Source organism: Nocardia alba NBRC 108234 (assembly GCF_001612665.1).
In the GTDB taxonomy this organism is placed as follows: domain Bacteria; phylum Actinomycetota; class Actinomycetes; order Mycobacteriales; family Mycobacteriaceae; genus Nocardia; species Nocardia alba.
Window position 1 is genome coordinate 83669 of record NZ_BDAX01000013.1, and the last position, 13316, is coordinate 96984.

15 protein-coding genes are annotated in these 13316 nt (G+C 66.6%); 4 read left to right on the forward strand and 11 right to left on the reverse strand.

Annotated elements, in window-relative coordinates:
* Positions 1-65 precede the first annotated feature (65 nt).
* From mtrA to cofD, 11 genes are all read right to left on the reverse strand, one after another.
* Entirely contained in the window at positions 66-743 is a 678-nt protein-coding gene (gene mtrA, locus NA12_RS15515) for an MtrAB system response regulator MtrA (RefSeq protein WP_056813049.1), read from the reverse strand.
* A 77-nt stretch (positions 744-820) separates the two neighbouring features.
* Positions 821-1468 carry a dTMP kinase gene (locus tag NA12_RS15520; RefSeq protein WP_067450746.1) on the reverse strand — a complete coding sequence of 216 codons (648 nt, stop codon included), beginning with the start codon at positions 1466-1468 and terminating at the stop codon, positions 821-823.
* Positions 1469-1574: 106 nt separating this feature from the next.
* Positions 1575-3059 (reverse strand): adenosylhomocysteinase, encoded by a 1485-nt coding sequence (gene ahcY / locus NA12_RS15525; protein ID WP_067450749.1) that lies wholly within the window; start codon positions 3057-3059, stop codon positions 1575-1577.
* 58 nt (positions 3060-3117) lie between these two features.
* Positions 3118-4275, reverse strand: coding sequence for an alkane 1-monooxygenase (locus tag NA12_RS15530; protein WP_067450752.1), 1158 nt, complete (start codon positions 4273-4275; stop codon positions 3118-3120).
* A 131-nt stretch (positions 4276-4406) separates the two neighbouring features.
* Positions 4407-5066: a TetR/AcrR family transcriptional regulator gene (locus NA12_RS15535; protein WP_067450755.1), complete on the reverse strand. Its 660-nt coding sequence runs from the start codon at positions 5064-5066 to the stop codon at positions 4407-4409.
* Positions 5063-5245, reverse strand: a complete 183-nt coding sequence (locus tag NA12_RS15540) for a rubredoxin (RefSeq protein WP_067450758.1) — start codon at positions 5243-5245, stop codon at positions 5063-5065. Before NA12_RS15540 ends, NA12_RS15535 begins: the two co-directional genes overlap by 4 nt.
* Entirely contained in the window at positions 5242-5415 is a 174-nt protein-coding gene (locus NA12_RS15545; RefSeq protein WP_067450761.1) for a rubredoxin, read from the reverse strand. Before NA12_RS15545 ends, NA12_RS15540 begins: the two co-directional genes overlap by 4 nt.
* On the reverse strand, positions 5412-6647 hold the full coding sequence (locus NA12_RS15550) for an alkane 1-monooxygenase (RefSeq protein WP_207905579.1): 1236 nt from the start codon (positions 6645-6647) through the stop codon (positions 5412-5414). Before NA12_RS15550 ends, NA12_RS15545 begins: the two co-directional genes overlap by 4 nt.
* 200 nt (positions 6648-6847) lie before the next feature.
* Positions 6848-7381: an NUDIX hydrolase gene (locus NA12_RS15555; protein ID WP_067450767.1), complete on the reverse strand. Its 534-nt coding sequence runs from the start codon at positions 7379-7381 to the stop codon at positions 6848-6850.
* Entirely contained in the window at positions 7378-8748 is a 1371-nt protein-coding gene (locus NA12_RS15560; RefSeq protein WP_067450770.1) for a coenzyme F420-0:L-glutamate ligase, read from the reverse strand. The genes NA12_RS15555 and NA12_RS15560 overlap by 4 nt, the downstream gene beginning before the upstream one ends.
* Positions 8745-9731, reverse strand: coding sequence for a 2-phospho-L-lactate transferase (gene cofD / locus NA12_RS15565; protein WP_067450773.1), 987 nt, complete (start codon positions 9729-9731; stop codon positions 8745-8747). Before cofD ends, NA12_RS15560 begins: the two co-directional genes overlap by 4 nt.
* A gap of 539 nt (positions 9732-10270) precedes the next feature.
* Between cofD and NA12_RS15570 the strand changes: the two genes are divergently transcribed.
* The 4 genes from NA12_RS15570 to NA12_RS15585 all read left to right on the forward strand — a co-directional run bounded on the left by NA12_RS15570 (position 10271) and on the right by NA12_RS15585 (position 13268).
* A complete protein-coding gene (locus NA12_RS15570; protein WP_133733920.1) occupies positions 10271-10504 on the forward strand; it encodes a WhiB family transcriptional regulator in 234 nt (77 codons plus the stop codon).
* 119 nt (positions 10505-10623) lie between these two features.
* Positions 10624-11106, forward strand: coding sequence for a metallopeptidase family protein (locus tag NA12_RS15575; RefSeq protein ID WP_194826429.1), 483 nt, complete (start codon positions 10624-10626; stop codon positions 11104-11106).
* Positions 11107-11449: 343 nt separating this feature from the next.
* On the forward strand, positions 11450-11836 hold the full coding sequence (locus NA12_RS15580) for a DUF3499 domain-containing protein (RefSeq protein ID WP_132369676.1): 387 nt from the start codon (positions 11450-11452) through the stop codon (positions 11834-11836).
* Between the two features lie 52 nt (positions 11837-11888).
* On the forward strand, positions 11889-13268 hold the full coding sequence (locus NA12_RS15585) for a phosphomannomutase/phosphoglucomutase (protein ID WP_067450781.1): 1380 nt from the start codon (positions 11889-11891) through the stop codon (positions 13266-13268).
* Positions 13269-13316 lie beyond the last annotated feature (48 nt).

Consider the following 13316-nt stretch of genomic DNA (forward strand, 5'->3'; position numbering starts at 1 on the left):
GGCTCACCCATCGCCGCAGCTGCGCCACTGGACCAGTGGTCACAGCGGCGCCCCGCAGTGATCGATCACGGCGGTCCGGCCTTGTAACCGACACCGCGTACGGTCAGCACGATCTCCGGGTTCTCCGGATCCTTCTCGACCTTGGCGCGCAGTCGCTGCACGTGCACGTTCACCAGACGGGTGTCCGCGGCGTGCCGATAGCCCCACACCTGTTCGAGCAACACCTCGCGGGTGAACACCTGACGTGGCTTGCGCGCGAGCGCGACCAGCAGGTCGAACTCCAGTGGGGTGAGCGAGATCTGCCCGGGGCCGCGGGTCACCTTGTGCGCGGGCACGTCGATGACGATATCGGCGATCGAGAGCAGCTCGGCGGGCTCATCCTCGGTGCGGCGCAGACGCGCTCGCACCCGGGCGACGAGTTCCTTGGGCTTGAACGGTTTGACGATGTAATCGTCGGCGCCGGACTCCAGGCCGAGGACCACATCGACCGTATCGGTCTTGGCGGTGAGCATGACGATCGGAACGCCGGAATCGGCCCGCAGCACCCGGCATACGTCGATGCCGTTCATGCCGGGCAGCATCAGGTCGAGCAGTACCAGATCGGGGCGGATCTCCCGCACCGCTGACAGGGCCTGTGTGCCGTCGCCCACCACATGCGGGTCGAACCCTTCCCCGCGCAAGACGATGGTCAGCATCTCAGCGAGTGCCATATCGTCGTCGACGACCAGAATCTTGGGCTTCATAGTCCTATGTTGTCATCTCCCAGGCCAGGATCGGGCCGCCACGCCATTAATGGTGCGAACCCGTCGCGTATCCAACCTTATCCGGAAAAGATTTCCGAGCAGAGGGTGAGTAGCGCAGGCCTATCGTCATCGGATCGGTATGTCCACCACCGGCCGAACCAGTCGCGGTCGGCGAGTTCACGATAGACCTCGCCGGTGCGCCGTTGCAGACCGCCGTCCCGTTCGTAGGCATCGAGGGCGCGCGTGTCGTCGAGTTCGCCTCGGCGACGGGCCCGTTCGGCCGCCACCTCGGTGGACACGTCGAGCAGCACGGTGAGATCCGGCGGCGGCAGTTCGAGCCTGCCGAATTCCAGATCGCCCACCCACGAGACGATTTCACCGTCGGCGTCCTGGTGCCCCCGCGCGGCCGAATAGGCGGCGTTGGACGCCACCCACCGGTCCAGGATCACGATGTCGTTGCCGCCGAGAAGATCCAGCAGTTCCGCGCGCGCCGCGGCCCGGTCGAGCGCGAACATGATCGCCATGCCGTTGATCGACCCGGCCAGGTCGCCGTTCCCGCCGCGCAGTGCTTCCGCCGCGAGATCGGCGTGGATCGAATGCCCGTACTGCGGAAAGGCCAGACTGTCCGCTCGCAAGCCCTTCGCGGACAATTCAGCGATCAGCCCCTCGATCAAGGTCCGTTTACCGGCACCATCGAGCCCCTCGACCGCAATCAGCACGCCCATGCGCAGCAGGCTACCCGCACAGCCCCCAGAACTCCGGGCCGGTCGGGCGAGCTGACGACGGTGGCCCGCCGACCGAAGGTCGACGGGCCACCGTGGCCGACAGAACTCAGTAGCGGTAGTGGTCCGGCTTGTACGGGCCTTCCACGTCCACGTTGATGTATTCGGCCTGGTCCTTGGTGAGCCTGGTCAGGGTGCCACCGAGGGCTTCGACGTGGATCTTGGCGACCTTCTCGTCGAGGTGCTTGGGCAGGCGGTAGACCTCGTTGTCGTACTCTTCCGGCTTCGTCCACAGCTCGATCTGGGCGATGACCTGGTTGGAGAAGCTGTTGGACATGACGAACGAGGGGTGGCCGGTGGCGTTGCCCAGGTTCAGCAGACGACCTTCGGACAGCAGGACGATCGCCTTGCCGGTCTCCTGGAAGGTCCACTCGTCGACCTGCGGCTTGATGTTGATCCGGGTCGCGCCCGAACGCTCCAGCGCCGCGATATCGATCTCGTTGTCGAAGTGGCCGATGTTGCCCAGGATCGAGTGATCCTTCATCGCCTTCATGTGGTCGAGGGTGATGATGTCCTTGTTGCCGGTGGAGGTGATGACGATGTCGGCGTCGCCGATCGCCTGCTCGACGGTGACCACGTCGTAGCCGTCCATCAGCGCCTGCAGCGCGTTGATCGGGTCGATCTCGGTGACCTGCACGCGCGCGCCCTGGCCCGCGAGCGACTCCGCGCAGCCCTTGCCGACGTCGCCGTAACCGCAGATCAGCACCTTCTTGCCGCCGATGAGCACGTCGGTGCCGCGGTTGATGCCGTCGATCAGCGAGTGGCGGGTGCCGTACTTGTTGTCGAACTTGGACTTGGTGACCGAGTCGTTGACGTTGATCGCCGGGAACACCAGTTCACCCGCGGCGGCGAACTGGTACAGCCGCAGCACGCCGGTGGTGGTCTCCTCGGTGACGCCCTTGACCGACTCGGCGATGGCGCTCCACTTGGTCTTGTCGGCCTCGAGGCTCTCGCGCAGCAGGTCGAGGAACACCGTGTACTCGGCCGAGTGGTCGGCGTCGGCGGGCGGAACCACGCCTGCCTTCTCGAACTGCGCACCGCGCAGCACGAGCATGGTGGCGTCGCCACCGTCGTCGAGGATCATGTTGGCCGGGGAGTTGGGCCAGGTGAGCATCTGCTCGGCGGCCCACCAGTACTCCTCCAGCGTCTCGCCCTTCCAGGCGAACACGGGGATGCCCTTGGGCTCGTCGACGGTGCCGTTGGGGCCGACCACGATCGCGGCGGCGGCGTGATCCTGGGTGGAGAAGATGTTGCAGGAAGCCCAGCGCACGTCGGCGCCGAGAGCGACGAGGGTTTCGATCAGGACGGCGGTCTGGACCGTCATGTGCAGCGATCCGGAGATTCGCGCGCCCTTCAGCGGCTGGACGTCGTGGTATTCACGGCGCAGCGCCATCAGGCCCGGCATCTCGTGCTCGGCGAGGCGGATCTCCTTGCGGCCGAATTCGGCCAGCGAGAGATCTGCCACCTTGTAGTCGATGCCGTTACGGACGTCGGGGGTGAGCTCTGTGCGCGCGGGGAGTTCTGAGGTCGTCACGCTGGCTAGGTTACCGCTTGGGCCCGCGCGAGTTCCCCTCCTCCGTCGAGGTGGTCTCTCAGGCCGCGGCGCGGTACCGGGCCAGCAACCGTCGCGGCTTCGCGGGCGCGACGTTGGCCAGGCTCAGGTCGCCGCCGTAGTGCGCCGCCACTTTGGGGTCCATCACCGCGCGCCACAGCGGCGGAACGGCGGCGAGCACGATCATGGTGGCGTACCCGGCGGGCAGCTGCGGCGCTTCTTCGCTGCTGCGCAGTGTCTGGTAGCGGCGTCCCGGGTTGGCGTGGTGGTCGCTGTGGCGCTGCAGATGGAACAGGAAGATGTTGGTGACCAGGCGGTCGGAGTTCCAGCTGTCGCGCGGGGAGCATCGTTCGTAGCGGCCGTTGGCTTTGCGCGCGCGCAGCAGTCCGTAGTGCTCGACATAGTTGACGGTCTCGAGCAGCGCGATGCCGATCGCGCCCTGGATGGCCAGCCACGGCAGAATCGTCGGGCCGAACGCCAGCGTCAACGAACCGAACAGCACCGCGGTCATCGCCCAGGCCTGCAGGATGTTGTTGCTGGCGCTCCACCAGCCGCGGCCCTGCCGGTGCAGGCGGGCGCGCTCGAGGTGCACGGCCGATCGGAATCCGCCGATCACGCTGCGCGGCAAGAACTCCCACAGCGATTCCCCCAGCCGGGCGCTGGCCGGATCCTCCGGGGTCGCGACCCGGGCGTGGTGTCCGCGATTGTGCTCGACGAAGAAGTGCCCGTACCCCGACTGGGACAGCGCGATCTTCGACAGCAATTTCTCGGCACTCTCCACCCGGTGTCCCAGTTCGTGGGCGGCGTTGATCCCGATGCCGCTCACGAAGCCCACCGTGGCGGCCAATCCGAGCTTGTCGATCAGGGCCAGCTCGGGACTCGTCCACATGAAACAGGCCACGGCGAGGCTGACGAACTGGATCGGCAGGAACAGATAGGTGCACCACCGGTAGTACCGGTCGGCGGAGAGTGCGGCGTAATCCTCCTCGCGGGGATTGTTACCGTCTTCACCCACGATCCAGTCCAGCACCGGAATGGCGATCAGGACGATGACAGGCCCGATCCACCAGAAGACTTCCGCCTTGGTATGGAATACCAACTGGGAGGGCAACAGCGCGCTCGCCGGGGCGATCAGCCCTAAGGCCCAGAGATACCGCTTGGGATCACGAAAATCCCCCGGTTTGCCAACCGTTTGCACACCCGCTCCGCTACAAAAAGACCAATCGACGACCGATGTGAATACTGACAGACAATAGGCCTGTTACACAGCGGCAGCTCATCAAACGTGGTGATGGTTACACAGGAGCGAATCAGAACTGGTGACATTTCTCAGTGATCCACTTCACCGGATGAGATTCGCATCCCTCGTACCTGCACGATTGCCTCGACGTACGGACTGAGCAATGCGCTCATCTCGGCCGGGGCGTCGCGCTCGGGCATGGGTGGGTTCGGAATGTAGCTCAGGGCGATCCGCACCAGCGCGTGCGCGAGCACATCGGCCTCGGCGTCGGTCGCGTTCACCCAGCTGTGCGCGAACACCTCGGTCAGGCGCGCGGTGGCGTGGCCGAGCAGCGGTGCCGCGTCGAGGGTGATCAACCGCAACAGATCCGGCTTCATCTCCCCGCTCAGTAGCGAACGGACCAGTGGGTCGCCCGCGGCGGAAAGAAAGAATCCGGACATCCCCACCTGGATCGCGGCGCGCGCGTCACCGATATTCGCGTCGAGCGCCTCGCGCACATGGTCGACGAGGTCGTCGGCCAGGCGCAGTGCGTAGGCCTGCGAGAGCCCCGCGCGCGACCCGAACTCGTTGTAGAGCGTCTGTCTGCTCACCCCGGCCCGTGCCGCGACATCGCCGAGCGTGACCTTCGACCAGTCACGCTCGGTGAGCAGTTCGCGCATCCCGTCCAGGACCGAGTTGCGCAGTAGTTCGCGCGCGGCCTCCTGGTACGGGATGCGCGGACCGGTGCGCGGGGTACCCGCGACGCTCACGAACGTTCGATCTCGACCATGAAGAAGTCGGACTTGCGAGCACCGCAGTCCGGGCAGGTCCAGTCGTCGTCGATGTCGTCCCAGAGCGTGCCGGGCGCGATGTTGTCGTCGGGCCAGCCCTGGGCCTCGTCGTACTCGAAACCGCACTGCGCGCACTGGTACAGCTTGTAGTCGGTCACACCGATTCTCCTACCGCCTCGAAGTCGATCTTCTCCCGCACCCCGCAGTCCGGACAGCACCAGTCGTCGGGAACGGCCGCCCACAGTGTGCCAGGCGGAAATCCTTCGCGTGGCGCGCCTTTGGCTTCATCGAAGACGAATTCACACACCGGGCATCTGTAAGCGCTCATGATCCGACCTCGGTCGCGTACTTCTCCAGCACCCGCTCGCGGCGCTTGGGTTCGATGTTGGCGAGAGTGATGTCCCCGCCGTAATGCGCGAGTACGCGCTTGTCCATCACTTTGCGCCAGATCGGCGGGAAGTAGCCGATCAGGATCATGCTGGCGTAGCCACTCGGCAGGTTCGGCGCGCCGTCCCAGCTGCGCAGCGTCTGGTAACGCCGGGTCGGATACGCGTGATGGTCGCTGTGGCGTTGCAGGTGGTAGAGGAAGATGTTGGTGACGATGTGGTCGCTGTTCCAGCTGTGCTCGGGCGCCGGTCGTTCGTAGCGGCCGGACGCGGTCTTCTGCCGCACCAGGCCGTAGTGCTCGAGGTAGTTCACCGACTCGAGCAGGCTGAATCCGACCACGGCCTGCAGGACCAGATACGGCAGCACCTCGATACCGAACACCGCGATCAATCCCAGCCACAACACCACCGACATCGCCCAGGCGTTGAGTACGTCGTTGCGCAGCGTCCACGGACTCTTGTCGAGTCGGCCCAGACGCTCCTTCTCGAGATGCCAGGCCGAGCGCAGACTGCCCCAGACCGTGCGCGGCCAGAACGCCCAGAAGGACTCACCGATACGCGAACTCGCGGGATCCTCCGCAGTGGCGACCCGCACGTGATGGCCACGGTTGTGCTCGATGTAGAAGTGCCCGTAGAACGACTGCGCCAGCGCGATGCGCGCGAGCCAGCGCTCCAGGTCGACCTTCTTGTGCCCGAGTTCGTGCGCGGTGTTGATGCCGATGCCGCCGATCATGCCCACGCTGATCGCGATACCGATCTTGTCGACCACGTTGGCACCACCGGGGAAGCCGAGCCAGTGCAGGTTCGGCGCGGAGATGATGTAGCAGGCGAAGACCAGCGACGCGTACTGGAACGGCAGGTACAGGTAGGTGAGGTAGCGGTAGTACTTGTCGTTCTCCAGGTACTCCATCACCTCGTCGGGCGGGTTGTTGCCGTCCGGGCCGAAGAACAGGTCGGCTACCGGGATCACGAGATAGACCAGCACCGGACCGAGCCAGAACGGTACTTCGGCGAGGCGATGCCAGCCGAGCTGGTTGAGGCCCCAGATCAGGGGGATCGCGATCGTGAACAGGCCGGTGGGGGCGAACAGGCCCCACAGCCACAAATATCGCTTGGAATCTCGCCACGGCGGCGGTGCGACCCGCTGCTCGGACGCGTTGGCATCAGTCGACATCATCGTCTCCAGTTCCGAGGCACATCTCACAGGTGTGATGTGCGTAACTCTCTGTTACAGACGATATGTCCGGATGCGTCCGCTGTCTAGACAAATCAGCCAATTTGTAAAGCAAAAGTGGTCCGAGAATGCGGATGGCGACCGTGCCCGAACTGAGCACGGTCGCCATCGTTACAGGTCAGTGACCTTTTCAGGGGCCTTTACATTTGGCCTCTGACCGGAAGGAGTACGTCGGCGCCGGGTGGTAGCCCGTCGATCGGCCACCACCGTAGATCGGTCGATTCAGCGCTGCGGATCGGTACCGCGCCGGGGGGCGCCACGATCTCGAAGAGCAGGTCGAGATGCCGCGTCGGCACGCCGAGTGAGCAGGTGATCGGGTGCGCCTGCGCACCGTACAGACCCGACGTGAGAAGCAGGTCGGGGATGCCGGATTCCTCTGTCGCCTCCCGCAGCGCCGCGTCCTGCACGGTCTTGTCCTCGGGTTCGCAATGCCCACCCAGCTGGATCCAGCGACCGACCCGCGGGTGCAGGGTGAGCAGGATGTCGCGACGATCGTGGGACAGCACGATCGCCGACGCGGTGATGTGGCCGGGCGCGAATTCGCGCAGGCAACCGCGCGGTGCGGCGCCGAGAAAGGCCAGAATCGCTTCGCGCAGTGAGTGATCCGCACGGGTCGCGGGTTCCCAGTCGGTGAGCAGCTCGGTCGCCGAGGCGTGCAGCGACTCCGCGCTCACAGTTCCACCAGGCCCATACCGACCGCACCGACGGCGCGGGCGACCGGCTCGTCGCGCGGATGACCGATCGCGATGGCACCCAACGGCATCCAGTCCTCATCGAACCCGAGCACCTCGCGAACGATCTCGGGCGCGAAGATGGTCGAGCCGATCCAGCAGCTACCGAGGCCGTCGGCGGCCAACGCCACCAGCAGGCCCTGCACCGCCGCGCCGACGGCCACCGTGAACATGGTCTGCTCGGCGGCCCGGCGACGAGCGTCGGGGTACTCGTGGGCGCCGTCGGGCACGCAGAACGGGATGATCACCTCCGGCGCGTCGAAAAGGATGCGGCCACGCGCGATTCGACGCCGCACGCGCTCGGCGTCGAGCCCGTCGGCGGTGAGGTCCTCGCTCCACTTCTCGGCCATGGCATCGAGCAGCTGGGCCCGCAGCGTCGCCTTGCGCAACCAGACGAACCGCACCGGGCGGGTGTGGTGCGGCGCGGGCGCGGTGAGGCCGACCGCCACGGCGGCGCGGATGCGGGCCGGGTCCACCGCCTCGTCGGTGAACGCGCGCACCGAACGGCGCAGCGGCACAGCTTCTTTGCGGCCCTGTTCGAGGGCTTCGGCGGTGCCGAGCCAGAACAGGTCGTCGATGCCGCCGCGCAGCAGCGTGGCGGCGGTCGACCCGTCGTCGTCGGTGCTCAGCCCACGCACGACCGCCACCGGTACCCCACCGAGCTTGCCCTTGACCAGATCCGCGGCCGCGGCGAGTTCATCGGCGATGGCCACCTGCGTGACGTGCAGCTCGTTGCCCTGCTCATCGACGGCGCCGTCGTAATCGTGCAGCACGCGCAGCCCCGCCGCGCCGATGGCCGCGTCGATCTGCCCGTTGCGCCAGGCCCGGCCCATGGTGTCGGTGATGACGACGGCCACGTCGACGCCGAGCCGCTGCGCGAGCGCGGTGCGCAGCGACTTCGCGCTGCCGTCGGGATCGACAGGCAGCAGCACCAATTCGCCCTGCGCCACATTGGAACCGTCGACACCGGAGGCGGCCTGCACGATGCCGAGCCGGTTCTCGGTGATGAGGGTGCGACCCTTGCGCGCCAGCACCCGAACAGCCTCGTCCTCGACGAGCCTGCGCCGAACGGCGTCACGCTCCTCGGGGTCGATCGGCGCCACCACGATGCGCCCCTCGGCCTTCGACACGATCTTGCTGGTGACCACGATGATGTCGCCGTCGGCGAGCCAGGGCGCTTGCGTCGCAAGATGTTCGGCGATGTCGTCGCCGGGCCGGAACTCGGGCAGGCCGGTCACCGGAAGGATCCGCAACTCGTCGGCGGCGTGGTCGGGCAATGCCCCGACGGTGCCGTTGCGCTGCTCGCTCATGCCTTCACACCCGCCAGTTCCAGTGCGGCGCGCGCCATTTCAGCGGTCGCCTCGGGGTCGCTCATCAACAGCGGCACGCTGCGCACCTCGACGCCCGGAACGTCGGCGGAGTCGGTGGAGTGCACCAGCCACCCGTCGAGAATGCCGGTGGTCGAACGGGCGCCGTAGTGGCGGCCGATCGCCTCCGCCGTGGACTCGACGCCGATCGCGGTCAGACATTCATCGGCCATGCCGCGCAACGGCTTTCCGTCGATCACCGGCGAGAGGCCGATCACCTTGGCTTCGCTGGTGCGTAGCGTGCCCCTGATCCCGGGCACCGAGAGGATCGCGCCGATGCTCACCACGGGGTTCGAGGGCGCCAGCAATACGGCGTCAGCGGAGCTTATGATCTCGGTCACATTCGGTGCCGGCGTGGCTTGCTCGGCCCCGATCGAGGCGAATCCGTGCGTCGGCAGCGCCGCGCGGTAGCGCACCCACCATTCCTGAAAGTGGATCGCGCGACGTTCGCCAGCATTGTCGGGGTCGCTGACCACCACATGGGTTTCACAGCGATCGTCGGTAGCCGGAATCAGCTTCACCCCTGGCTGCCACCGATTACACAGCGCTTCGGTGACCGCGGACAGCGGATATCCGGCGCGCAGCATTTCGGTGCGAATGAGGTGGGTGGCGATATCGCGATCGCCCAGACCGAACCAATCGGGCTGGGCGTTGTATTTCGCCAGCTCCTCTTTCGCATGCCAGGTTTCGTCCGCGTGACCCCAGCCACGTTCGGTATCGATGCCACCGCCGAGGGTGTACATGCAGGTATCGAGGTCGGGGCAGATGCGAAGGCCATGCATCCAGACGTCGTCGCCGACGTTGACGATGGCCGAGATGTCGGCTTCGGGCAGCAGGTGCCGGACGCCCTGGAGGAACCGGGCACCGCCGACACCGCCGACGAGAACGGCGATCTTGGGCTCGCGCGCCGCGTGTTGTGCAGTCACAGGGTCACAGCCTAGTGAGTGGCGATTGCCGGTTGATTCCGCGCCGAATTACAACGAAGTTGCTGAGAATTTGCCACAACGCATAACAAGATCAACACGAAAGGCGGGTGCGGAGTGTAACGGAAGGGTGACGGCGGGTTGACCACCGGCAAGTGCGGCGTGTCTAATCACAGACATGTCATTCCGGTCACCGCGAGAGGGCATAGCGCGGGGGCGTTTGCGAGAAGGTTTCAACTCGCCGAAACGGACACAACGCGCACACACAGCGCAGTGGACGCCGGAAGGCAGGCTCGGGGAAGCCCGCGAGACTACATCGCGGTGTTGGGCCGTCGGAAATCTCATCGGACCGACGGAAAGAATCATTCTGCGCTAACACATAGTGAGGAGGCGGAACGATGACCGAAGATCTGGTCTCACCGACCGATTCCACAGCAGGCGCAGCTCACGCTGTCTGCGCTGACATGAGCTGGCAGGAACCGGACGTGGAAAGCGAAGTCGCGGCTCCCCGGCTGAGTCTGGTCGTGACGGGCTTCGACGAAATGTTCGAGTCGATCGAAGAGCAGTGGCAGGAACGTGCCCTCTGCGCGCAGACCGACCCCGAGGCGTTCTTCCCCGAGAAGGGCGGCTCGACGCGTGAGGCAAAGCGGATCTGCTTGGGCTGCGAAGTACGTGACCAGTGCCTGGAATACGCACTGGCACATGATGAACGCTTCGGCATCTGGGGCGGTCTCTCGGAACGAGAGCGTCGCAGGCTGAAGCGCGGAATCGGTTAAGTGGCTGTTCGAAAGTAGACTCTCTCCAGGCCTGGCCCGGAGCCACGCAGGCGCAGTACGTCGGTGTCTCCGGGCGAACGCCCTTCCAGCTCACGGTGCAGGCGAGAGGTGAAAGACCCATGGCACGTTCCCGGCGTCATTCCCCGGCACCCACCGCCCGTTCGGTCACCCGCCGCGGCCGCGGAGTCCGTGGCCCCATGCTCCCGCCGACCGTGCCCGCGTGGCGCACCAGGGGCCAGAAATTCGATCGGCTGGTGCTCGAAGCGTTCGCCCCACTCGACACCCGCTGGCACGATCGCCTCACCAAGCTCGACATCGCCGTCGACGATGTTCCGAAAATCCGTCCGCTGCATCCTGATTCGGTCACCTGGCCGGATGAGGTGGTCGCCGACGGGCCGGTGCCGCTGTCGCGGCTGATCCCCGCGGGCGTCGACCGACACGGTGCGGCCACCCGCGCCAGAGTGGTGTTGTTCCGCAAACCGCTGGAATTGCGGGCCGCCGACCCCGACGACCTGGTCGAGTTGCTGCGCGAGGTACTCGTCCAGCAGATCGCGACCTACCTCGGCGTCGACCCCGATCTGATCGACCCCGAACCCGAGTAGGCGAAACCTCCGCCTACGCTGCGGCCGTGCGCACAAGACCAACGACGCTGCGCGACAACAACCATCCAGCGAAACCTCCGCCTACGCTGCGGCCGTGCGCACAAGACCAACGACGCTGCGCGACAACAACCATCCAGCGAAACCGCCGCCTACGCTGCGGCCGTGCGCACAAGACCAACGACGCTGCGCGACAACGACCATCCGGCGAAACCGCCGCCTTGGCCGCCGCAATGCGCAAGACCGACAAACGTTGCGCGACTGTGCCCATCCCGTGAACCTCTGCCCTGTTACTTAGGGCGTGTCCGTATCCACTTTCGGGCCGTAGAGGGCTAATCTCGACGTCGTGATCCCTCTGCGTCGTTGCTGCCGACCCGGCTGCAAGAACCCGGCTGTAGCGACGCTGACGTATGTGTACTCCGACTCGACCGCCGTCGTCGGCCCCCTGGCCACCGTCGCCGAACCGCACTCATGGGATCTCTGCGAAACGCACGCCTGCCGGATCACCGCGCCCAAGGGCTGGGAACTGGTCCGCCACGAAGGCGGCTTCTCCTCGAGCACCCCGGACGACGACGATCTCACCGCCCTGGCCGAAGCCGTGCGCGAAGCGGGCCTGCGCCGCCGCCCCGCCGCCGAAGCCGACCAGCCGGGCTACCGCGACAACGCCCCCGCGGCCCCCCGCACCGCACGGACCGGCCGTCGCGGCCATCTCCGTGTTCTGCCCGATCCGTAGCTAGTCCGGCCAGGATCCCGAAGAGTCGGTGCAGCCCGCTAGGGTTAGCCGCATGACGACCCTCGCGCGCTCTGGCGAACTCGTGAATGCCGTGATCAAGGCTTATGACGTCCGCGGGCTGGTGGGCGAACAGATCGACGAGGCGTTCGTCGGCGATGTCGGCGCTTCCTTCGCGCGCCTGATGCGCGGCGAAGGCGCCACCCGCGTCGTGATCGGCCACGACATGCGGGCGTCCTCCCCCGCGCTGTCCGAGGCGTTCGCCCATGGCGTGCGGGCCCAGGGTCTCGATGTGGTGCACATCGGCCTGGCCTCCACCGACCAGCTCTACTTCGCCTCGGGCAAGCTCGGCTGTCCCGGCGCCATGTTCACCGCCAGCCACAACCCCGCCGAGTACAACGGCATCAAGCTGTGCCGCGCGAACGCACTGCCCGTCGGCCAGGACACCGGCCTGGCGACCATCGCCGCGGAGGTCACCGGCGGCGTGCCCGCCTACGACGGCGCGCCCGGCACCGCGACCAGCACCGATCTGCTCGCCGATTACGCGAACTACCTGCGCGAACTGGTGAATCTCGACGAGATCCGCCCACTCACCATCGCGGTCGACGCGGGCAACGGCATGGGCGGCCACACCGTGCCCGCCGTCCTCGGCGCTCTCGCCCCGGTCACGATCGTGCCGCTGTACTTCGAACTCGACGGCTCGTTCCCCAACCACGAGGCCAACCCGCTCGATCCGAAGAACCTCGTCGACCTGCAGGCGCTGGTGCGCTCCAGCGGCGCCGACATCGGTCTGGCCTTCGACGGCGACGCCGACCGCTGCTTCGTCGTCGACGAGCGCGGCGAGCCCGTGTCCCCCTCGGCGATCACGGCGCTCGTGGCGCAGCGCGAGCTGGCCAAGGAGCCGGGCGCGACCGTCATCCACAACCTGATCACCTCGCGCGCGGTCCCCGAACTGGTCGAGGAGCTGGGCGGCAAGCCGGTGCGCACACGGGTCGGACACTCGTTCATCAAGCAGGAGATGGCCTCGACCGGCGCGGTGTTCGGCGGCGAGCACTCGGCGCACTACTACTTCCGCGATTTCTGGGGCGCCGACTCGGGCATGCTGGCCGCGCTGCACGTGCTGGCCGCGCTCGGCGAGGGCGAGCGGACGGTCTCCGACCTCATGGCCGCCTACGACGTGTACGCGGCCTCGGGCGAGATCAACTCGACCGTCGCCGATGCCGCCGACCGCACCGCCGCCGTGCTCGCCGCGTTCGCCGACCGGACCGAGTCGGTGGACCGCATGGACGGCGTCACCGTCGACCTGGGCGGCCACGCGTGGTTCAACCTGCGCGCATCGAATACCGAACCGCTACTTCGACTCAATGTCGAGGCCGGATCGCGCGACGATGTAGACGCACTCGTAACCGAGATCCTGAGCATCGTCCGCGCCTGACTGGGAAGATGAAACCAGTACCCGTGGAATCACATGCCCGGCATTCGG

What these genes read in the sequence shown, in the direction of transcription:
- mtrA (WP_056813049.1), bottom strand. Translation starts at nt 743, where the DNA reads ATGAAGCCCAAGATTCTGGTCGTCGACGACGATATGGCACTCGCTGAG.
- NA12_RS15520 (WP_067450746.1), bottom strand. Translation starts at nt 1,468, where the DNA reads ATGGGCGTGCTGATTGCGGTCGAGGGGCTCGATGGTGCCGGTAAACGG.
- NA12_RS15545 (WP_067450761.1), bottom strand. Translation starts at nt 5,415, where the DNA reads ATGAGCGCTTACAGATGCCCGGTGTGTGAATTCGTCTTCGATGAAGCC.
- NA12_RS15550 (WP_207905579.1), bottom strand. Translation starts at nt 6,647, where the DNA reads ATGTCGACTGATGCCAACGCGTCCGAGCAGCGGGTCGCACCGCCGCCG.
- NA12_RS15560 (WP_067450770.1), bottom strand. Translation starts at nt 8,748, where the DNA reads ATGAGCGAGCAGCGCAACGGCACCGTCGGGGCATTGCCCGACCACGCC.
- NA12_RS15570 (WP_133733920.1), top strand. Translation starts at nt 10,271, where the DNA reads ATGTTCGAGTCGATCGAAGAGCAGTGGCAGGAACGTGCCCTCTGCGCG.
- NA12_RS15575 (WP_194826429.1), top strand. Translation starts at nt 10,624, where the DNA reads ATGGCACGTTCCCGGCGTCATTCCCCGGCACCCACCGCCCGTTCGGTC.
- NA12_RS15585 (WP_067450781.1), top strand. Translation starts at nt 11,889, where the DNA reads ATGACGACCCTCGCGCGCTCTGGCGAACTCGTGAATGCCGTGATCAAG.